The following is a 23,084-nucleotide window of genomic DNA, read 5'->3' as shown; positions in this document are numbered from 1 at the left end:
ATTTTTTGGAGATCATCATGAGTCTAATCACTAAAGTACTTGCCACCAACAACAGCTACTCACAACTGGCGCTGCGTTTGCCACTGGGTATTATCTTCGCCGCCCACGGCGCACAGAAATTGTTCGGCTGGTTTGGCGGCTACGGCCTGCAGGGCACCGGGCAGTGGATGGATTCCATCGGCCTTGGCCCAGGTGTAGTAATGGCGGCGCTGGCCGGTTCAGCAGAGTTTTTCGGCGGCCTGTTTTTGATTCTCGGTCTGCTCACTCGCCCTACCGCGTTGGTACTGGCATTCACAATGGTGGTGGCGATTTTCTCGGTGCATATCAGCAACGGTTTGTTTATGAGCAACAACGGCTATGAGTTTGGTTTGGCGCTGCTTGCCGGTGCTGTGTCCCTGCTGATCTCTGGCGGTGGCCGTGCCAGTGCCGATAGCCTGATCGCCCAGCGTGTACAGTAAATATCAGTAAAAACCTATTGGATAGTTCGCGGCCGGAATTGACCGGCCGCGCAATGAATGAGGTGTAACATGATCAGTATTAGACGCAGCCATGAACGTGGTGGTGCCAACTTCGGTTGGTTGGACAGCAAGCACACGTTTTCATTTGGCAGTTATTACGATGAGCGTCACATGGGATTTTCTGCGCTGCGCGTTATTAATGATGACCGCGTAACGCCCGGTGCCGGATTTGATACCCATGGCCACCGCGATATGGAAATTATCAGTTACGTGCTCGATGGCGAAATCGCCCACAAAGACAGCGAAGGCAATGCGGCAACATTGCCACCGGGTGAGTTTCAGTTGATGTCGGCCGGTAGCGGAATTCGCCACAGCGAATTTAATCCATCGCGCACTAAAGGCTTACATTTTTTGCAAATCTGGATTCAACCGAATGTGTACGGTGAAGCGCCCGGCTATCAGCAAAAAGATTTTGGCCGCAACCCCGGTTTAACCCTTGCGGTAAGCCCGGACGGCGAAGCCGGAAGTCTGGTGATCAAACAGGATGCGCGAATTTATCAACTGTTGTTAGGTGCCAACGAAACTGCGCAATTAAATACCCGCAACAATCGTCATTACTATGTGCATGTGATTGAGGGCGAGTTAAAAATTGAGGATGAATCGGTACGTGCGGGCGATGGTGCAAAACTATCTGCTATCAGCGAGCTGCAATTGAATGCAACCAAGCAACCGGTGAAAGCTTTGGTGTTTGATTTGCCTTGACGAGCTGTAATACATCAGGTGAAAAAAATCACCTGATGTATTTTATTGGTTAATTATTTTTATTGTAAGTTGTTGTGAAAATCCTTCCACACGTGCTTCCAATTTATCGCCAACATTCACTGGCCCTACACCTGCCGGCGTGCCGGTAAAAATCAAATCGCCGGTTTCCAATTTAAAATAACGCGATATTTGCGCAATCAATTCCGGAATTGGCCAAACCATATCGCGCCAGTTGCCGCGTTGTACTTCTTCACCATTGCGCGTTAAGACCAAATCGCCATACTTTTCCAAATCCGCTAGTGAGCCGGGTTGGATTGCGGTGCAAGGCGCTGAACCATCAAAACCTTTGGCCAGTTCCCAGGGGCGGCCTAATTGCTTGGCTTCTTTTTGGCGATCGCGGCAGGTCATGTCCAAACCCACGGCAAAACCAAAGACATAATGCCTTGCCTCGGCAACAGAAATATTCGCGCCGGATTTACCAATCGCAACTACTAATTCAAGTTCATGTTCAACCTGTTGTGAAAAGTGCGGATAAATAAAATCATCGCCATTTTGCGCGAGTGCACTTTGCGGTTTGAAAAAGAAAAATGGCGGTTCGCGCTCGGGGTCATGCCCCATTTCGCGCGCATGTTCGGCATAGTTGCGGCCGATGCAAATAATTTTGTTGATTGGAAATTCCGTGTTGCTACCCACAATCGGTAATGCGTATTTCATTTGCTCTCCTTGATGATGTTTTCGCGTTAGTCATTACGGGTTTTCGTTGATGTAAGTATCTTTTAATTTCACGTAATTATTGGCCGAGTAGGTAAAAAAGCGGCGCTCGGAATCTTTGAGCGGGCGGATTTGTTTGACCGGTGAGCCCATGTACATAAATCCGGATTCAAGGCGCTTGCCCGGCGGCACCAGTGAGCCAGCGCCAATGACCACTTCATCTTCTACTATTGCGCCATCGAGAATGGTTGAGCCTATGCCCACTAAAACGCGGTTGCCAATGGTGCAACCGTGCAAGCACACCGAGTGGCCGACGGTGACATCATCGCCAATCGTGAGTGGGTGGCCAGCGGGATTGAAATCGCTGGCGTGGGTGATATGCAATACCGAACCATCCTGCACACTGGTGCGTGCGCCTATGCGGATGCGGTGCATATCGCCGCGGATAACCACGCACGGCCACACCGATGCATCATCGCCGAGCACGACATCGCCAATCACTACCGCGGATTCATCGACAAATACCCGCGCACCTAATTGCGGGGTGTGGCCTTGGTAATTTCTAATCGCGCCCATAGATATTCTCCTCAAAACCCAACGTCATTGTGGGTGGTATGATACGCCAAACCCCGCCCGATTTTCGCCATACGGAGCTATCCATGAGTAACCCTTTATTAGCCAGCCACTTGCTGCCGCTTTTTTCAGCGATCAAGGCTGAGCATGTCACCCCGGCAATCAGTGAATTAATTGAACAAGGGCGGGCGCAATTGGCGCAGTTGCTGGCGAATGTTACCCAACCGACCTGGGATTCGCTGGTTGCGCCTTTGGAGGAACAAGGTGATAAGTTGGATCAGGCCTGGGCACCGGTTAGCCATTTACATTCGGTTTCCAATAGCGATGAGTTGCGCAAAGCCTACACCGAAAGTGTTGCGCTGCTGACCGATTACTCAACCGAGTTCAGCCAGAACGAAGCACTGTATCGCGCTTATCAGCAATTGGCCGATAGCGATGAATTTACGCGCTTGACCCAAGCGCAACAGCAAACCATCAACAATGCCCTGCGCGATTTTCGCTTGGGTGGTGTTGCGTTGAATGCTGCAGATAAAAAACGTTTTGGCGATATTCAAAAACGCTTATCGGAATTGGCCACTCAGTTTTCCAATAATGTATTGGATGCAACCCAAGCCTGGTATAAACAATTTGACAGTGCCGATGCATTAGCCGGATTACCGGAGTCGGCACTTGCACAAGCGGCGCAAGCGGCAGCGCAAAAAAATCTGCAAGGCTACGCAGTTACCTTGGATTTTCCATCCTATTACGCAGTGATGATGTATGCCGACAATCGCGCACTGCGCGAGGAAATTTATACCGCGTATGTTACCCGTGCCTCTGCGCAAGGCAAAAAGGCCGATGGATCTTCTGCCGCTGAATTTGATAACACCGCGATCATTGCCGAGACGCTTGCCTTGCGCCATGAGCTGGCCACATTACTCGGGTTCGGTAATTACGCCGAGCGCTCGCTAGCGAGCAAAATGGCCGAGTCACCCGCACAAGTGCTGCAGTTTTTGGATGAGCTTGCCCAACAATCCAAACCCTATGCCGAGCGCGATTACGCCGAGTTGCGCGCGTTTGCTGCGGCCAATGGCTGCGCCGATTTGCAAGCTTGGGACACGACTTACTACAGCGAAAAATTGCGCGTAGAAAAGTATTCGGTATCGCAAGAAGAGTTGCGCTCGTATTTTCCAGCGGAAAAAGTGATTGCGGGCATGTTTGACGTGGTGCAGCGTTTGTTCGGCATCCAGGTAACACAGATCGCCGAGTTCGACAGCTATCACCCCGATGTGCGTTTTTATGAAATTGCAAAAAACGGCGCAAAGATCGCCAGTTTTTATCTTGATCTATTTGCACGCGACAAGAAAAAAGGCGGTGCCTGGATGGCCGATTGCCGCGTGCGCCGCAAAACCGGACAAGGCGTGCAATTACCCGTTGCGTTTTTAACCTGCAATTTTACCCCGCCGGTAGGCGATACACCCTCACTGCTTACCCATGATGAAGTGACCACTCTATTCCATGAATTTGGCCACGGCTTGCACCACATGCTCACCCAAATTGATGTTGCTGCAGTCAGTGGTATTAATGGTGTGGCATGGGATGCGGTGGAATTACCGAGCCAATTTATGGAGAACTGGTGTTGGGAGCCAGAGGCGATTCCGTTGATCTCCGGCCACTACCAAACCGGTGAGCCGCTGCCGCAATCCCTGCTCAATAAAATGCTGGCCGCTAAAAATTTCCAATCCGGTTTGCAAATGATTCGCCAGCTGGAATTTTCCATTTTCGATTTCCGTATGCATGCGCAATACAATCCGGCCGCGCCCAAATCCGCACAGGATGTATTAAATGAGGTGCGCGATCAGGTGGCGGTCATTAAGCCGCTTGCATTTAACCGTTTTGAAAATAGCTTCAGCCACATTTTTGCCGGTGGTTACGCCGCTGGTTACTACAGCTACAAATGGGCTGAAGTATTGTCCGCCGATGCTTACTCGCGTTTTGAAGAGGAAGGAATTTTCAACGCGCAAACTGGCGAAAGTTTCCTGCAGGAAATTTTGCAGCAGGGCGGCAGCAAAGCACCGATGGAATTGTTTAAAAATTTCCGTGGGCGCGAGCCGAAGATCGACGCGCTCTTGCGTCACTCCGGGTTCTCTCCTTCTGAAACGTCGGAAGAGGTGGCATAAATGGCTTACAGCACAAAACGTCGTTTCGTTGCGGGCGCGGTTTGTCCGCGCTGCTCGGAAATGGACAAGCTGGTTGTATTCAATGAAGACGGTAAGGATTACCGCGAATGTGTCGCTTGTGGCTACAAAGAAGAAATGCGTTTTAAACCGGCCGCGCGGGAATTGGAAACCCGCGTGAACCAGACCGAAGAAGACAAGCGCGACGCCGTGCAGGTCATCAACATCCTTCCCTTCAGCAAACCGGATCAATGATCTTTAATTGCTAATCAAAATATTTTCATAGATGAATATGCAGATGGCAGTAATGTCATCTGCAATGGCTTTTTCATGAGTACTTGCCCAATTGACAGGGCTGTCAATTTCATCAGTAAAAACCATCACCAAAAGTGCTACCAATGAACCAATTTGTCGTGCGGAGTGTGGTCTGGCGTAACACTTATGGTTTATTCGAATAGAAGCGGCTTTGTTTATGTTGTGGTCAATATGAATATATGATACTTGTATTCGAGTCGGCACTATCTATGACGATTTTTCGCCTACACTGTGTTTACCATCGATTCACAGTGGAGGAGCAATTCACGTCAGTCCTGTGCTTGTCTCCTTCGCTTTTGGCTAGAAGCGATGGAGGGCTTGAACATCATCGACACGTTTGAGCCCAATTTTTTGGCGGTATTAGCAAAAAGTCCTGAACCATAATTAGATTAAGGAGTGCTACATGTATCAAACAGCTACATTCAAAAAGAAACTCATTGCCACAGTCATCGCATCTACAGTCGTTACCGGCTTTAGTGGTTTTGCCGTTGCGCAAGATGAAGGTGTTGAAGAGGTTATCGTGACCGGTATCCGCGCGTCTCTTGAGCGTTCTATGGATACCAAGCGTAATTCGGCGGGCGTCGTGGATGCGATTAGCTCAGAAGACATCGGTAAATTCCCTGACACCAACCTTGCAGAATCTTTGCAGCGCATCACTGGCGTATCCATCAGCCGTTCAAACGGTGAAGGTTCGCAAATAACCGTGCGTGGTTTTGGTGCAGACAACAATATGGTGACCCTGAATGGCCGTACTATGCCAGCGGCATCAACCAGCAACGGTGGTGGTGGTGATTCCAGGGCGTTTGACTTCGCAAACCTGGCTTCAGAAGGTATTAGCGGTGTAGAGGTATACAAAACTGGTAAAGCAAATGTCACTACCGGTGGTATTGGTGCGACCGTTAACGTTAAAACTGCCAAACCTCTGGATAATCCAGACTTGGTAGCGAGCGTTGGCGTCAAAGCAGTTATGGATACCACTAACCGTGCTGGTGACGACGTAACTCCGGAAGCGTCAGGCCTTTTCAGCTGGTCTAATGACAACTCAACTTTCGGTGTGGCTCTGAGTGCCAGCCATCAGGAGCGCGATTCAGGCACTGTTGGTGCTACAGTAAACGATTGGGGCATCTACACGTGGGACAGCGTTAACGAACCACAAAGAGCTTGGAACAACGCTAGTGCCCAAGTGACAAATGCACCGGATGAGGGCCAGATGTACTCGCGCTTTTTTGACTTGCGCTATGAGTTTATCGACACTCAACGTACTCGCGACAACGCACAGTTAACCCTTCAGTTTGCACCTACGGAAGATTTTACCGCTACCGTGGATTACACCTTTGCTGAGAATGAAATCAAGTCACAGTTGGGTCAAGCTGGCAACTGGATGCAGCAACAAGGCAATTTCCAGGCTGTTGAATTTGACAACCAGGATATCGCAACCATGATCTATGCCAAAGAGGCATACGGTAATGCGATTGATGAAGGTTTCGAACAACAGTGGAGAGAGCAAACCAACACACTGGATTCTGTCGGCGTAAACTTGGGTTATCAAGTAAATGATGCCCTCTCGTTCAGCCTGGACGTGCACGATTCAGAAATGCACAGCCGTGGTACTGGCCCTCACGGTACCGGCTCCATCCGTATGGCTCTTGCTGCGCCTGTTGTTGTTGAGCGTGAATGGTTTTTTGGCGGAGAATTCCCTACCTATCTGAACGTTTATGATGATTCACGTCGTCAAAGACCTCAGTCAGCTATAGATGAGCAGGCCTGGACACCTAATGGTATGGTTGATCCAAGCGACCTCAGCTCAACCATGCTCAACTTGGACCAAGCGGATCAGTTATCTTCTGTTACCCAAATTAAACTTGATGGTCGTTACGAGCTCGACAACGGTCACTTTGATTTCGGTATAGAGTCCCGCGAAATGGAATCTAACACCCGCAGATATGCATCAGGAAACATTTCTCTGGGTAACTGGGATGGTAACTACCCAGGTGAGTTTGGCAGTCTGGTTCGTCCTTTTGATCTTCAGGGCGAGTTCGACGACTTCTCTCCAAAAGCGGGTGGTTACGGCTTTATTGCCAACGCTGCAGAGCTGTATGAAGCTGCTATGACTATTCCTCGTTACAGCAGCACATTACCTGCAAAAATGAACCAGTCTGCCCATAACATTGTGGTAGAGGATATGCAGTCTGCTTACTTCCAGATTGGCTTGGAAGGTAACGTAGGGACTATGCCGTTCAGTGTTTTGACCGGTTTGCGCTATGAGACTACCGATGTAGATTCAAGCTCTTTGTCCTCTGCTTACTTCTACCGCTGGGAGAGCGACAACGACGTCTCTATCAACGTTGATAGCTCCAAACCACAGACGTTGGCTTCTGCCAAGGCTAGCTATGACAACCTGCTGCCCAGCTTCGATTTAACATTGAATGTGACTGATGATGTGGTCAGCCGCTTCTCGTTCAGCAAAACCATTGCCAGAGCGGGCTTGGGTTCTCTGGGCGTATCCGCTTCCAACTTTGGTAGCGGTGGTGGTCCTACCTATTTGGGCGCTATTCCAACAGCAAGCGCATCAAACCCTGGCTTGTTACCTTTGGAGTCAACTAACTTCGACCTTTCCGTGGAGTGGTACTACGATGAAGGTAGCTACGCTTCTATCGGTGTGTTTGAAAAGAATGTGAAGAACTTTATTGGTTCCGAACAAGTAAACCGCGAGTTGCTTGGTATTCGTAACTCGACTAACGGGCCTCGTGTAGAGGCAGCAGCAGCACAGTTGAAAGCAGCTGGAATCGCCGTTAGCGATGTTTCCCTGTTCAGTCAGACAGCATTCAACGAATATGTCGCTTTGCCTGGTGGCGGCCTCAATGCAGCTTGGGTGGCTGAGTTTGGTAACACTGGCTACACCGGAACGAGTGAGCAAGATCAGTTCATCCTCGCTCAACCGGGTTGGGATATTTACGACAACTCAACTGATCCGCTGGCGGTGTTTAGAACCAATACGCCAAACAATGGACGCGAAGCTAAAATCCACGGTATTGAACTCGCCGTGCAGCACTTCTTCGGCGATACCGGTTTTGGTGTTCAGGCTAACTACACCCTGGTTCGTGGTGACGTAGGTTTTGATAACCTGGGTTCACCAACCGAGTCTCAATTTGCGTTGGTTGGCTTGAGTGATACTGCAAACCTGTCAGGTATATACGAAAACGACCGCTTCCAGGCACGTATTGCGTATAACTGGCGTGGCGAGTACTTGAATGAGACAAGCAGAGGTGGTTTCAGTAACCCACGTTATATCGAGGATTATTCTCAAATCGATCTTAACCTGAGTTACTCGGTGACTGACGCACTGACTGTGTCTTTGGAAGGTATCAACATTACTGGTGAAGACAGCCGTTCACACGGCCGTAATTACGCGATGATGTGGGATATGTATGACTTGGGTGCACGTTATCAACTTGGTGCCCGTTATACCTTTTAATTAAATCGTTAGATTCAATTAAATATCTTATCGTTGATAAGTTAAAAAGCCGCTGAAAAGCGGCTTTTTAATTTCTTCTGGCTTTTTAATTTCATCTGAAAAGTTTCTGCATTCTCAGGTATGCTTCATTTATATTTGCTACATCAAATACAGATAAAATTTTATAAATAATCATGGGTTTTTAAAGGTCTGGATATCAAGCAATGGCAAACACAGTATTATTGAATAACCTGGCACACCAGGATTTAAAAGTAGTCACCCGCTTCGGCGCCGAATTTGGCGATAATGTCAGTAGCGTATTAGCGTTTCCTACCGAATTTATTGAGCTGCAAAAAGAATATCCAATCCTGTTCAGGAAAAATCCTGAAACGCAAAAATTTCACGCAATTGTTTTGTTGGGGTTGAGTCAAGGTGAAAATCTGTTTTTAAACCCAACAGTAAAAGCAGGGTGGGACGCACATTATATTCCGGCAGTGATTGCCAGAGGCCCTTTCCTTATTGGCTTCCAATCCGATACGGACAAGAAAAAAGTGCCTGTCATCCATATCGATTTGGATCATCCAAAAGCAAATGATGAAAAAGGGTATCCATTGTTTTTGGAACATGGCGGTAACGGTCCTTATCTGGATCACATCGCCCGTATTTTGAACATTGTTCACGAGGGCATTGCGATGCAAGATGCAATGTTCAATGCTTTTACCGAACTTGGTTTAATTGAGCCTGTTGATATAGAGATCGATTTACATAACGGTGAGAAACAGCGTTTGGTGGGTAACTTCACTATTAATGAAGAAAAATTGATGGCGCTTGGCGGTGAGCAATTAGAAAAATTGAACAAGCTTGGATTTTTACCGCTCGCCTATGCAGTAATAAGCTCAATGACAAATATCCGAAAATTGACAGAAATCAAAAATAAGAAAAAGTAATGTTGTCAGAATAGCCTAAAAAGTCAGCGTGAAAAATATTATGACAATGATTACCGCTAGAACAAAAGTTATTACTGATTACGAAAGCCGGGCTTTGGATGAAGACGTTTTTTCATCCAAAGAACCGGTTGTTATTAAGGGTTTAATCAATCACTGGAAACTTGCTGAACAAGGGCGACAATCAGATAGTCATGCAATTCACTATTTAAAGTCGCACTATAACGGGCGCCCTTCAACGGCCTGTATTGGATCGCCCGACATCAAAGGTCGTTTCTTTTACAACGAAGAACGCACACAGCTAAATTACGATTCCCGCACAATGCGGGTGGATGAAGTGCTTGATCTGATTCAGGCAGGTTTTAACGAACAGAATCCCACATCGTATTACATTGCTTCGAATGTTATCGACACACACTTTCCGGATTTCAGGCGCGAGAATGATATTGTTATTCCACGGCCTGAATCGATAGTTCCGCTTGAAGATCTACGCATCAGCATCTGGATTGGCAATCGCACCACCGCTTGCTGTCACTACGATGCTTCGGATAATTTAGCCTGCTGCGTAGTAGGCAAGCGCAGGTTCACCCTTTTCCCTCCGGACCAAATTGCCAACCTGTATCCGGGGCCTTTAACACCGACTCCAGGTGGGCAAGCATTAAGCATGGTGGATTTTAATAATCCCGACTTCACACAATACCCAAAATTTGCCGATGCGATTCAGCACGGCCAAATTGCTGAGCTGGAAGCAGGCGATGCGTTGTACCTACCAAGTATGTGGTGGCACCAGGTTGAAGCGCTTAATACTTTTAATGTGCTGGTAAATTACTGGTGGAGTAATTCACCGAAATACATGGGAGCTGCTAGCAACGTGCTGTATCACGCGTTATTGAGTTTGCGCGACAAACCGGAGCACGAAAAGTTGGGGTGGAAACACATTTTTGACTACTACATTTTTGGTGATGCTGAGCAAGCTGCCGAACATTTACCGGAGCCAGCGCGAGGGTATCTTGGTGAAATGGATTTGGCAAAAAGTAAAATGTTGCGTGCAATGTTGCTGAATAAACTGAACCGTTAAACGTTTTATCTATCTGCAAATATATTGACGAATGCGATTAATTGATGAGCTGTGGCGATGAAAAATAATAGTGTAAAAAAAGTAGTAATTGCGGGTGGTGGTACTGCAGGTTGGGTTGCCGCCGCGGCCCTGTCCAAGCAGCTGGGAAAACTCCTGGATGTGGTGCTGGTTGAGTCAGATCAAATTGGAACCGTTGGCGTTGGCGAAGCCACTATCCCGCCGATGCGGACTTTTCACGCATTGTTAGGGATTGATGAACAAGAGTTTATGCGTGCTACCGAAGCGGTATTCAAACTGGGTATTTCGTTTAAAAACTGGGGCCAAATTGGCGATGAATATATTCACCCTTTTGGCTCTACGGGGAAAGGCAGTTACCTTGCTGAATTTCAACATTTTTGGTTGCATGCAAAAAGCAAAGGGATAAACGCCGAATTTGGTGAGTATAGTTTGGAGGTGCAGGCGGCTAAAGCAAATAAGTTTGCTACGTCAAAAACCGGCAGTATCAATTATGCTTATCATCTTGATGCTACCCGCTACGCAAAATTTTTACGTCAATTTAGTGAAAAGCATGGCGCCAAGCGTATTGAAGGAAAAATTCAGCAGGTGCAGCAGCATCCTGATGGCGATATCAAGGCGCTCTTATTGGAGTCGGGCGAACTTATTGAAGGCGATTTATTTATCGATTGCACCGGTTTTACCGGCCTGTTAATTGATAAAACTTTAAACACACCTTATGAAGATTGGTCGCACTGGTTGCCCTGTAACAGTGCTATTGCTATACAAACCGAATCGGTAGAACCACCCAAGCCTTATGTAACCTGTACTGCCCATCATGCCGGTTGGCAGTGGCATATTCCCCTTCAGCATCGCGTTGGTAATGGCAATGTTTTTTGCAGTGACTTCATGTCTGATGATCAAGCAAAAGCGCATCTTTTAAATAATGTTAAAGGGAAAGTGTTAACAGATCCCCGGGTCATTAAATATAAAACCGGGCGACGCAAGGTTTTTTGGAATCGAAATTGTATTGCGTTGGGGCTTTCGAGTGGCTTTGTCGAGCCGCTGGAATCGACCAGTATTTACATGTTTATGATAGGTGTTGTCCGGCTCATGAATATGTTTCCATTTAATGGCATAACGCAAACAATAATCAAAGAATATAATCAACAATTGATAGCGGAATTGGAAAACATTCGCGATTTTATTATTTTGCATTATCACGTTACTTCGCGTGAAGACAGTGAGTTCTGGCGCTATTGTAAAAATATGAGTGTTCCGGATTCATTGTCCCATCGACTTGAATTATTTAAAGAACATGCGCTGTCTTATCAGGATAGTCGAGAGTTGTTCAGACTTGATTCGTGGCTGCACGTTATGCTGGGTCAAGGGCTTATGCCAAAGCATCATCATTTGATATTCCAGACCATGTCTGATGAGGAGATGATCGGGCATCTTTCCAAAATGCGCGCAACAATTGCTGAGGTAGTCGCAAAGTTACCGATGCATCACGAATTTGTTAGCCACTATTGCAAGTCACAGCGCTGAATCCGGAAAGGCCGTTTGACGATTAATATTTTTATTGATTGTATGTAAACCAATCGGCCTGCTTGGTTGATTAAAAATTAGCGATAAGTAAAAACCTGCATAAAAAAATTTTACAAAAGTACAAAAAACAAAAAGCCCGATCAGTTTTGCTGATCGGGCTTTTTATTTATGCAACGAGTGGTATTACGGACAGGCTACATCTTTGCCTGCACCTTTTACCACGCTTACTTTAGCGAAGGTGATATCCATAGTGCCGCTGGTGATCAGCGAGAAAGGTTGCAGGATTTGTGTCCAGAACTCTTCTGGTGGTTGTGCGATACCGAAGTTGGCACCGGATTGCGGATAGCACTTGAATGGCACAGTGACTGTTTGCCAGCCTTGACCGGCGAAGCCCTTGAGTTTTTCGCTCAGGTCGATGTCCGATGCACAGTAAGAACCACAACCCAAACGCAAGTAGGCAACAGCGCTTGGTGCGGCATCAACTTTAATATCAAACACCAGCGCGGAATCGCTGTTGTAGTAGTTGATAAAGTCCTGACGGTTGGCGACTGATAATGCCACTTGGCCATTACCTGAGCCATTCCACTCTACGCGGCGCGCATCTTCCTGCATATCGCGGTCAACCGCTTTAATGGTGAGCGACGAGGCTTTAACGGTGTTGCTGTTCATTGGCACTATGTCGTTTTGGTAGCCGATAATTTCCAGCTGCCATGGCTCCATTGGACGACGGTTGAAAATTTCCAATACATCCAATGCTTCAGCGGCTTTCAGGCCATCTTCCGGCAAGTCATCACCCAGGGTGTTTTTGTCGGCATAGCTCATACCATAGCCGTATGCGAACAGTGGGTCGTAATTCGCGTCACCTTTGTTGAGCGGCGTTTGGTCAGGATGTTTTGGCCAGGAGAAGCTCAGGCGGCCTTTCATATCGTAATTGATTTCACCGGCGGCATTTTTGAAGATCACATCCGCAACACCTGCACCTTCGGTACCTGGTTGCCAAATCGCAACAAACGCATCAGACGCGTTGAGCTCGCGGTTAACCCACAGTGGGCGACCGGTGATAAACAGGGATACGACAGGAATGCCCTGACTGCGCAGTTTTTTCAGCAATTCCAGATCAGCAGGGTTGCGCGGTTTGTAGGCGAGCATGCCCACATCGCCCTGCATTTCAGCGTAGGGGTCTTCACCGAAAACGACGATGGCGACATCGGGTTTATCGCTAAATGAACCATCCACGCTCAGGGTAGCGGTACCGCCTGCGGCGCTTACGACTTCATTGATACCGCCATAAATAGAAGTGGCACCGGGGAAATCGGAGTTGACGTTACCAGTACCTTGCCAGGTCACAGACCAACCACCGGCTTGTTTGCCGATATTGTCAGCGCCATCACCCGCGACCAGAATTTTTTGGTTGCGCGCGAGTGGCAAAAGGTTGTTTTTGTTTTTCAGCATCACCAGCGATTCACGCACCGCCTGACGCGCAATTGCGCGATGCTCAGGTGCACCCAGCAGTTCTTTCTTGCCGGCCAATGGGCGTGTAGATGGAGCACCTTTCTCGAACAGACCGGCACGGATTTTCACACGCAGGATACGGCGTACCGCATCGTCCAGACGCTCGGCGGTGACTTCACCGGATTTGGCTTGGGCAAGCAGGTTGTTGTAGAGCTCTTTCCAGTTAGGCTCGGGCACCATATAAACGTCCAGGCCCGCCATCAGCGATTCAGGACAATCCACAGCGGTACAGCCGGGGATAAAACTGTGGCCGCTCCAGTCGCCTACGACCAAACCATCAAAGCCCATTTGGCCTTTGAGTACGTCCGTCAGCAGATATTTGTGGCCGTGCATACGGGTGCCATCCCAGCTGGTGAAGGAGGCCATCACCGCCTGTACGCCAGACTCCAGCGCACTGAAATAGCCAGCGCCGTGGATGTCACGCAGATGCTGCTCATCGCCTTGGGTTGGACCGCGGTCCACACCGTTCAAGGTGCCGCCATCGCCAATAAAGTGTTTGGCGGTTGCGATTACATGGTTATTGGACAGGAACTCTTCAGAACCGCCTTTACCCTGCAGGCCTTCGACCATCTTGCCGGCAAAGTCGCCAACGATTTTTGGATCTTCAGACCAGCTTTCATAAGCGCGGCCCCAGCGGTCATCGCGTGCTACAGCAACTGTAGGCGAGAAGTCCCAGTCAAGGCCGGTCACGGCGATTTCAACAGCAGTCACACGGCCGATGTCTTTCAGCAGCTCAGGGTTATTGGTCGCGCCCAGCGCAATGTTGTGCGGGAACAGGGTTGCGCCAATTACGTTGCCCAAGCCGTGTACCGCATCGGTACCCCACATGATCGGAATACCAATACGGCCGTTGGATTTATCGATCGATGCGTTATAGAAACTGTCGGCCAGATTGACCCAGTCTTCCATTGTTGCGTATTTGTTGCTGCCCGGAGTACTGCCACCGCCGTTCAGCACAGAACCCACGTGATACTGCTTGATATCCTCGGGGGTCAGGAATTTGATTTCGGGTTGAATGACCTGGCCGATTTTCTCTTCCAACGTCATTTTGGCCAGCAGCTCGTCAATACGCTGCTCAACCGCCGGGTCTTGTTTTACCGCACTGGTGATAGCAGGCCATTCCACTTTGGTAGCAGTGGTTGTGGCAGCAGATGGTGTGGTAGCCGAGGGAGCTTCTGTTTTTTGTGAGTCACAACCGGCGAGTAGTGATAGTAGAACGGCGCCGGAAACCAGCGACCGAAGTTGTCCTTTGTTGTTCATAGTGGATGACCTGTTATGTAAGCAGTGACTTGTTATTTAAACAATCAATAGCAATGCGATTAACCATACCGAGTGGGATGCCAAACGAGGCGAGCCAAAAAAGGGCGCGATAATAATCAATATTGGTTATATGCAACAGCCAAAAAGACTACAGCATCAATATTCGCTTATAAAAGGTAGCAGTTGATGGCAATCCTGCGAATAAACTTTACCTTTTATGATCGAAAAATCGTCCAGAGCCAGTGATTTGCAAGAAATATTGGGTATATAAAAAACAGGTTTTTATCCATAAAACATCCTGTCTCTTTTAAAAGCATATCCGCCGATGCTCATATGCGAAAAGATTGCAACAGAGCACATGTGTTCTGCATCCCAAAATCGACAAGCTCTTCTACACTGAAAAAGGATAAATACCATCTGACCATATTTAGATTCATATCACTCGGCTCGCAAAACGTATGCGGTTGTAGTTTTGGAGGAACCATGTTCAAGAAAAAAGAGCTCACACGCTTAGGTGACATACTTGTCAGTAAGGGATTGATAACGCCCGCACAGCTCGATCTTGCTATTGCGGAGCAATCCCGTCGGAAACGCTTACTGGATCCTTCGGACAGCACGGCAACTGTCGCACCTATTGGTGAAATTTTAATTGAGCTGGGTTTTATTGACCGGTTACAACTCAAGCGAGGCCTGAATTGGCAATTGCGTTTGCGTCATGCCTCTATCGCAATGGCTTTGTGCGCACCATTCATGATGTTTGCTCCCAGTATTGCCCGCGCGGCTCCCATCACTGTTGAGGCGGAAAATTATTCAACCATGAGCGGTGTGTGGAATGAAAACACTCAGGATGTTGGTGGTGGGATGAATACCGGCAATATCGGCACCGGTGATTGGATGACGTACAACAACATCAATATTCCTGCCGATGGTACTTACAAAATCATTTACCGTGTGGCGAGCTTGAGCGCAGGTGGAAGTTTTCAATTGAAATCAGGATCTGCTGTTTTGGATACAGTGACTGTGCCAGTAACTGGTGGGTGGCAAAAATGGGTTGATGTTGAAAGCACTGTTATGCTCACCGCGGGAACACACAACCTGACCCTGATCGCAACTCTGGGCGGGTTTAATGTCAACTGGTTCAAAATTGAAAATGTAACTGCGCCCTTGGCTTCTTCAAGCAGTTCATCTGTTGCGAGCGTTGCAAGCAGTGCAGCTGCATCGAGTGTTGCCCCTACAGCAACTACGCCAAGTGATTATACGTACATTATTGAGGCTGAAAATTATACAACCATGAGTGGTGTGTGGAATGAGGCAACCAAGGACGTTGGTGGCGGTAAAAATACGGGCAACATCAATACTGGCGACTGGATGAATTACTCCGGCACCAATGTGAAATTACCCTTCACCGGCAAATACAAAATTACCTATCGTGTTGCGAGCCTGAATGGCGGCGGTGTGCTTCAACTGAAAGAAGCCAGTACAAATGCACCCTATCAGGAAGTGAGTATTCCTAAAACCGGTGCTTGGCAAACTTGGGTCGATGTTGAAACTGAAGTGGATATGTCAGAAGGCGACCACCAGTTTACGATTTTTGCAAAAACGGGTGGGTTCAATGTGAACTGGTTTAAGATCGAGCCAATAGGCACGCCTATGCCATTGACTATTCAGGCAGAAAATTATTCTGCAATGAGCGGTGTTTGGAATGAAAATACTTCTGATGTTGGCGGTGGTAAAAATACCGGCAATATTAACACTGGCGACTGGATGGATTACAAAAATGTCGAAGTGTTTATTCCCAAAACAACCAGCTATAAAGTGACGTATCGTGTCGCCAGTCTGAGTGCGGGCGGACAATTTACTCTTCATGAAGCGGGCGGAACTACCATTTTTGATACTGTAACTGTGCCAGTAACAGGCGGCTGGCAAAAATGGGTTAGTGTTGAACGCACAGTAACCTTACCTGCAGGAAAACATTCTTTTGGTATCAAAGCATTGTTGGGTGGGTTTAATGTGAATTGGTTTAAAATCGAACCTATCACGACAAATCCGGTCAGCCCACCGACGGTAAGCAGTTCATCAAGTTCATCCGCTCCTGCGGTCAGTTCGTCCAGCTCCTCAAAAGCAGCGGTCAGTTCATCAAGTTCATCAATTCCGGCAGTGAGTTCTTCCAGTTGGTCATCGTCATCGTCGGCTGCAAATGGCCAACATGTTGCTGGCCCTGTGGGAATTAGTTGGACTGCGCCCAATAAACGTGAGAACGGAAATTATCTGGATATTACTGAAGTGGGTGGCTATGAAATCCGCTACAAAAAAACAACGGATACCAAGTTTACTTACATCAGCATTAATGACGCATGGACAACCACCTATAACTTCCCATGGTTAGAAGGTGACTATATTTTCCAAATCGCCGCATTTGATAAGAACGGTGTTTACAGTCCGTTTGTTGATATTCAGCGGCAGTAATTTTTTAAACGATGTAAACAAAAAACGGCAGATATTTTTCTGCCGTTTTTTATTGGAAAACATTATTTATCTAACGCCCGCCGCTCACATCTACCAAACTGCCAATAGGCCGCTGCTTGCACCGGTAATTAACATAACAGGGTTAACCATCACGAATTCTCTGCTGCTCGAATTTCTTCATGTTAGTTATCTACAACCTCTACCCAATACCCTTTGCTTTTTGCATGTATTTTTTCATTGTACATAGCGCTGGTGTGCCAACCGGGTAAATAGAATTTACCGGCGTAACTCGCGTTTAAAATAATGCGCAATGTCACGCTGGTTTGGTTGCGATCTTGGTAGCGATAATTCCAGTAGTAATTGCGCCACAAACTAAAATAGGCGAGTACGCGGTCATCGCGGATATCCATATAGTCGATGCCTTTGGGCATTTGCGCACCTTCGAGGCGTTCGTTGCGGATTTGCCAACCGCTGGGTACAACGGCGGTGAGTGCAATATTTTCGATATTACTGGTGAGCAATTTATCGAACTCACCAGTGATGGTGACCTCCGCAACAAAATCCTGCCCTTGTGGCAATTGCTCAACGCTAAGCGGTTTATTGTCCAGCGTTAAAAAATCCACCTGCATTGCAAGGCCGTCGCTACCGGGTTCTTCATGCAAATTGGCGGGAATGCCACGGTTACTCACCAGCACACGAATGGGTTTGTCGTGATCATTGCGCACAGTCACTTGCGGATTATTGATCGCGGTGCGGAACAAGGCATTGTTGCTGGCTTGCGTGATCCAATTGTTTTCGCCGTGTTGTTGATACGCGAATTTCACACCGTTACTGCTCACATTGGCGGCAGAAAATTCGCTCATGGCCAATAAGCCCCACGCGATACTTTGTGTGGAGTACCAGCTATCGTTGGATAAATCAGTTGCTACTTGTTCAGCCACTTGCCAGGTAAGGTCTTTGTTTGAATCCAAACTCACCAGTGTTGCGAGCAATAAGCCGCGGTCGCGCATATCAGAACCGTAGGTATATCCGGCCTCTTTATAAACAGGAACGTTATTCGATACTGCGCCCATTACATCTTGCGCGGCATCTTTTAATCCTACATGTTGATATGCCATTGCCAGTAACCAGCGTGCAGGCAGGCGGTAATCCTGTTGGTTATTTTGGGTTGCGGATTTAAATGTTTCGCGCAAACGGTTCATAGCCGGTAATTCGGCTTTGTCGGCTAGTGCCAATGTGTACAGGCGATAGGCCAGCACGACTTCATCGTAATAATTGCCTTCAATTTGTGGATTGCGTGCAGCATTGGTCTGGTAGCGAATCCAATTATCCAGCAAATTTTTTGGAACCGAATAGCCCGCCCGTTTTGCTTCCAACAAAAAGTGCCCTGCATAACTGGATGCCCATTCATTCACATAGCCATCGCCCGGCCAATAAGAAAATCCACCGCTTGCATGTTGGAAACTCGCAAGACGTTTAACGCCTGCATTGATGTTGTGTTCAATATCGGCTTTTTGTGCGTCGGTTAAGTTGACCAATTTTTCCAAACGCAATTGTGGAAATACGGCGGAGGTGGTTTGTTCAATACACCCATGCGGATAACCAATTAAATATTCCAGCCGCTGCTCCAAATTCAAGGGCGGCAGTGTGCTGACTTCAAGGCTGGCGCTATTGGTACCGATCATGCCATTTTGTTGCAGCGGCGATGTCCAGGTCTCGCCCGGTTGTAGCAATTTATTTTCCCAAACGGTAGTGGGCGGATTTGCCGCGCGCGAATCGATATAAATATCTTGCGTGGCGATTTCATTGCCCGAGCGCGCGGTAATTTTTACATGGCCTTTGCCGATACGGTCATTGACTTTGAGTTGCAAGTTGGCAATTGCATCGCCCGGTTCATTAAAGCTGAGCGTTGCACTGCCCTTCTCGATGGTGAATATTTCATTCGCTTCCACAGAAATATCCACGCTCTGGATATTCGCTTCGCTCACAAATACGTTCACCGGTAAGTTAACGGATTCACCTGGCCCAAGCACGCGCGGCAGTGTTGCAAATAACGTGACAGGTTGCGTGACAGTAACGGTTTTTTCAATGCTGCCATACGCGCTCACTGCTTTATCGGCTTTTGCATTGTTAGCGGTATCGCCCGCTACCAACATAACGCGCACCGAGCCCATATAAGGCGGCAATTGAATTTTATGCTCGCGTGTTTCACCCGCTTTTAATTCAAATGCACCGAGAAATTTCACCACCGGTGGAAAGCGGCGTTCACGGCGTTTACGTTCGGCTTCCAGTGCTGCATCGGAACCGCCAATTGCTAAAACGCGTTCCAGTGATGCGCCATAGCCGCCCACCACCATGTCGAATAAATCCCAGGTGCGTACACCCAGTGCTTCGCGTTTGTAAAAATAATCGTGTGCGTCGGGCGCATGGAAATTGGTAAGGCCAAGCAAACCTTCGTCCACCATCGCTAATGTGTAGGTCATTGCGCGTTGGTTTTGCTCGCTCACTTTAATCGTGAATTCTGTTTCTGGCCGGACTTTTTCAGCTACCTCTAATGCGGGTACCAAACGTGTTGCAGGGTCTTCCACCAACAGCGGCACTATGCCGTATAAACGCATAGGTGCTTCGGCAACGCGCTCCTGATGTGGCAGCAACAACGTGATATTCGCATACACATTAGGTGCCATCGCCTGAGTGATGGGAATATCAATTTCGGTTTGGCCTTGTTGCAAATCCAACCAGCGCGATTCCAATACTTTGCTGCCATTTTCAATACTGATTAATGCGCGGCCCTCGCGTGCTTTAGGTAAACGCACTTTGGCAATATCGCCCACCTGATATTTTTCTTTATCCGTAGACAGCATTAATTGTGTTGCAGAATCACTGTTGGTGGATGAGCCGTAACTCCAGCCCAAATAAACCACTTCACCAGAGCAGTGACCCGCATCGCCCGTTTCAATATCGCACGCGCGGATAATGTGACGGCCCCAATCGTATTTATTTTTTTCCAATTTCCAATTGATGCGACCGTTGCTATCGCTCACCAGGGTTTCAGTCGCCACTGAGCGATGTGTGGAATTATTAAAATATTCTGCGAGATTTTCATTTTCTTCATCCCACCACCAGCGCCAGCCGATTTCATATACATTCACTTCAACGGTGCGGTTTGCTTCAGCTTTACCTTGTGCATTTAAGGTTTGGATCAGAATAGGATGATCTTCATCGCGGCTGATGGCATCCATATAACCGCTGCCTTTGGGAATGTTTAAACCCACCCAGTGATCAAACGGCAATAATTCATAGGGCCGTAAAATGGTGCTGAAGTTGCCGCTCTCTTCAAATACGCGGGTAGTGAAGGATGCTGTTAATTTGCCCGGCGGTGGTGATGACAAACTCACATTCACTGGAAAACTGGCATAGCCTTTTTCATCCAATTGCCCATCAAACACTTTTTGGGTGCTGCTGGAAAAACTGCGCACAGGGTCATCAAACACAAATTGTTCGAAGCCTGCAAACACCGAGGCTTTCGGAAAGAGTTTTAATTCAGAATCGGATTTTAAATTTTTCGCGGTTGCACCTTGCAACCATTGCGCAAATAAACTGACTTGGGTTGGCATGTTGCCAATGCGCAAGGGTGTTTCTGCTGGCGTTAAATCGACTTTAATACGATTGGGAACAACCATTTCGATTTTTAACAATTGGTCAAAATAGCGGTTGCCCACATGCACCACTGCGCGATAATTTCCGGTAGGTGCGTTTTCATCGGTGCGCAGATTAAATGTATAAAAATCATTAACGGGCTGAACGTTAGTTTGGCTCAGCACTTTTTTCCCGCTGGGATCAAACAAATCCAACGTAACTGGGTGGTTCGCTGGTAGTTGTTGGGTTTTATCTTCCAAAATAAAGGTCAGGAAAATATCATCGCCCGGCCGCCATACATCGCGTTCGCCGTATAAAAATCCTTTCAGCCCACCTTTAATGTGTTCACCGCTCACATCAAATTGGTTGGTGGGCAGTGCTTCACTGTTGCGCACACGCAAGTAGCCGACCTGCTTATCTTTTTTGGCTTCCAGATAAAATGCCGTGCCATCGGTATTCAATTGCAACATGCCGTAACTGTCAGTTTTTCCACTGCCGATGGGCTGGCGCTGATAGTTATACGCCGTTACCTCGGTGCCATCCAACGGTTTGGCGGTGGTTAATTCAGTGCTGATAATATGCAATTGGTTGTCGCTGCCACGCTTTGCCATCAAACCTATATCAGAGACAATAAAATTGCGCGCCGATGAAATATTGTCGCCGTAATAATAGTAAGTATCGTCACAGGGATTATTGCGTTCGCTGTAATTGTAGTAACCGCTGGATTGATAATATTGTTGATACCAGGCCGGTTCTTCTTCGCGGTCGTAATAATTTTCACCATCAGCATTTTCCGGCATTTTGCTGGTAGGTTCTGTGGGGCGCGCTTGATCGCAAGTGTAAATAGAATTGCTGCGGTCAATACGCAATTCCAAACGGATTAATCCTTCCGGGTGCTGCGCCATTAACTCGGTCAGGTCAAGATTAAAACGTTGCACACCACTGCGTGGAATTTCTGGCAGGTTGTAGGTTTTACGCCACAAGTAGCGGCCAGTATCAGTAGCGGCGTAAGCTGCGGTCAATTGATAGTCTTGTAAATACTGGCCGATGTTATTGGCAAATACTTTAAAGGCGATTACTTGTACTGAATCCACGCCCGCTGCTTCAAACGGAACAGAAATTTGTTTTGCTGGCGGTAATATGGAGGTGCTACCTACAAAGCGAACTAATGGCTTTACTAATTCCAAAACAATTTTTTGTTGGTAATCACTGCCCAGACTTTTGCGCTTTTTACTGTTGACGCTACCGTTGATGGTTAAATTAAGTTCGCCTGCGTCGAGTTTGTCGGGCGTGTAACGCAACACGCTGCCATCCACAACGACATTCACGGGTTTGCCTTCAAGCGTTACCAAACCGCTGAGGTTTTGGGTGTTGTCCAGCTCTTCAGAAAATTGAATGTCGATGGTGGTATTGGGTTTGTGTGTGACTTGCACGCCAGTAATTTGAAACGCTTTTTGTGCAGGGATTTCAATATCGCGCGCACCTTTATCGTCTGAGCCAATAGCAGTACCGTCCCACTCCAAATGAATGGAGCCAGCGGCCTCACCGCGTTCAATGCCGGTAATCAAAAAGCGATGTGTTTTTTTATCCAATTCCTGTGACCAGACCGCGTTGGTATCCCGGCCATTCACCTGGATGCGCAGGATTTTTTTCACTGCATCCAGTTCACTGGTGTCGGCGGTGGTAATTGCACCGCTCAACTGCATAACGTTTTCGTCATCGTCTTGCGTGCTCAAACTGTCTACACGTAAATCAAAATCCTGTTTGATGGTATGCACTTCAAATTCAAAATCATCGAGTGAGCTTTCGATTCCACTCAACCCTTTGGGGCTTAGGCGCACGCGAATTTTGGTATCGCCCGGCAATCGTTCAATCGGTTGGATGCGCAGGTCTGTTGTGGAGGTAAAAGTGAGGTTGACGGGGATTTTTATATCCAGCGACACCTGCTTGGGATCAAATGCGGTGTTCACTTCGGTTTCGCTTATCACCGGATGTGTGAAGCGGATGTACATAGGCGCTTCAGTGGCAATCCAGCGTTTGGGGTAGTCAGCAATATGTGCTTCCCAATCCGGTGCTATGGCCTCTGCTGTTTTTATATCAAGCGGTGCCGATTGTGTTTTTTGTTCTGATGCGGGTTTGTCACACGCACTGAGCAAAAAAGCCAAAGCGGTAATCGCACAATAAGAAAACCAATGAACACGCATAATATTTCCC

13 protein-coding genes are annotated in these 23,084 nt (G+C 47.7%); 9 read left to right on the top strand and 4 right to left on the bottom strand.

Translation table 11 applies throughout. From position 1 onward, the window contains the following. Window positions 1-17 precede the first annotated feature (17 nt). Window positions 18-458: a DoxX family protein gene (locus B2739_RS01665; protein ID WP_331344136.1), complete on the top strand. Its 441-nt coding sequence runs from the start codon at window positions 18-20 to the stop codon at window positions 456-458. A 69-nt stretch (window positions 459-527) separates the two neighbouring features. Further along, window positions 528-1,220, top strand: a complete 693-nt coding sequence (locus tag B2739_RS01660; protein WP_331344135.1) for a pirin family protein — start codon at window positions 528-530, stop codon at window positions 1,218-1,220. Window positions 1,221-1,262: 42 nt separating this feature from the next. Here the strand turns inward: B2739_RS01660 and B2739_RS01655 are convergent, their stop codons facing one another. Further along, complete coding sequence (locus B2739_RS01655; RefSeq protein WP_331344134.1) at window positions 1,263-1,934, bottom strand: fumarylacetoacetate hydrolase family protein; 672 nt, start codon at window positions 1,932-1,934, stop codon at window positions 1,263-1,265. Window positions 1,935-1,967: 33 nt separating this feature from the next. Next, on the bottom strand, window positions 1,968-2,507 hold the full coding sequence (locus B2739_RS01650; RefSeq protein ID WP_331344133.1) for a gamma carbonic anhydrase family protein: 540 nt from the start codon (window positions 2,505-2,507) through the stop codon (window positions 1,968-1,970). A gap of 83 nt (window positions 2,508-2,590) precedes the next feature. Here B2739_RS01650 and prlC point away from each other — a divergent pair, with 83 nt between their 5' ends. The 6 genes from prlC (at window position 2,591) to B2739_RS01620 (ending at window position 11,993) form a co-directional block, all read left to right on the top strand. After that, a complete protein-coding gene (gene prlC / locus B2739_RS01645) occupies window positions 2,591-4,663 on the top strand; it encodes an oligopeptidase A (protein ID WP_331344132.1) in 2,073 nt (690 codons plus the stop codon). Further along, window positions 4,664-4,915 (top strand): YheV family putative zinc ribbon protein, encoded by a 252-nt coding sequence (locus tag B2739_RS01640; protein ID WP_331344131.1) that lies wholly within the window; start codon window positions 4,664-4,666, stop codon window positions 4,913-4,915. It abuts the gene before it with no gap. A gap of 463 nt (window positions 4,916-5,378) precedes the next feature. Further along, on the top strand, window positions 5,379-8,450 hold the full coding sequence (locus B2739_RS01635) for a TonB-dependent receptor (RefSeq protein WP_331344130.1): 3,072 nt from the start codon (window positions 5,379-5,381) through the stop codon (window positions 8,448-8,450). Window positions 8,451-8,653: 203 nt separating this feature from the next. Further along, on the top strand, window positions 8,654-9,376 hold the full coding sequence (locus B2739_RS01630; protein ID WP_331344129.1) for a SapC family protein: 723 nt from the start codon (window positions 8,654-8,656) through the stop codon (window positions 9,374-9,376). Between the two features lie 40 nt (window positions 9,377-9,416). Continuing rightward, window positions 9,417-10,451, top strand: coding sequence for a cupin-like domain-containing protein (locus B2739_RS01625; protein WP_331344128.1), 1,035 nt, complete (start codon window positions 9,417-9,419; stop codon window positions 10,449-10,451). 57 nt (window positions 10,452-10,508) lie between these two features. Further along, the gene (locus B2739_RS01620; protein ID WP_331344127.1) at window positions 10,509-11,993 is read left to right on the top strand and encodes a tryptophan halogenase family protein; all 1,485 of its coding nucleotides are present in this window, start codon (window positions 10,509-10,511) and stop codon (window positions 11,991-11,993) included. Window positions 11,994-12,176: 183 nt separating this feature from the next. On the opposite strand, the gene B2739_RS01615 is transcribed toward B2739_RS01620, so the two are convergent. Next, entirely contained in the window at window positions 12,177-14,765 is a 2,589-nt protein-coding gene (locus B2739_RS01615) for a glycoside hydrolase family 3 protein (protein WP_331344126.1), read from the bottom strand. Between the two features lie 483 nt (window positions 14,766-15,248). Here B2739_RS01615 and B2739_RS01610 point away from each other — a divergent pair, with 483 nt between their 5' ends. After that, a complete protein-coding gene (locus tag B2739_RS01610) occupies window positions 15,249-17,231 on the top strand; it encodes a carbohydrate-binding protein (protein WP_331344125.1) in 1,983 nt (660 codons plus the stop codon). Between the two features lie 182 nt (window positions 17,232-17,413). Here B2739_RS01610 and B2739_RS01605 read toward each other — a convergent pair whose 3' ends face one another. Then, window positions 17,414-23,074: an alpha-2-macroglobulin family protein gene (locus B2739_RS01605; protein WP_331344124.1), complete on the bottom strand. Its 5,661-nt coding sequence runs from the start codon at window positions 23,072-23,074 to the stop codon at window positions 17,414-17,416. Window positions 23,075-23,084: the final 10 nt, after the last annotated feature.

Origin of the sequence: Cellvibrio sp. UBA7661 (assembly GCA_002483365.1) — a bacterium.
Classification (GTDB): Bacteria; Pseudomonadota; Gammaproteobacteria; order Pseudomonadales; family Cellvibrionaceae; genus Cellvibrio.
Note: the sequence above shows the minus strand (reverse complement) of the source record. Positions and strands in the feature narration are given on the sequence as shown.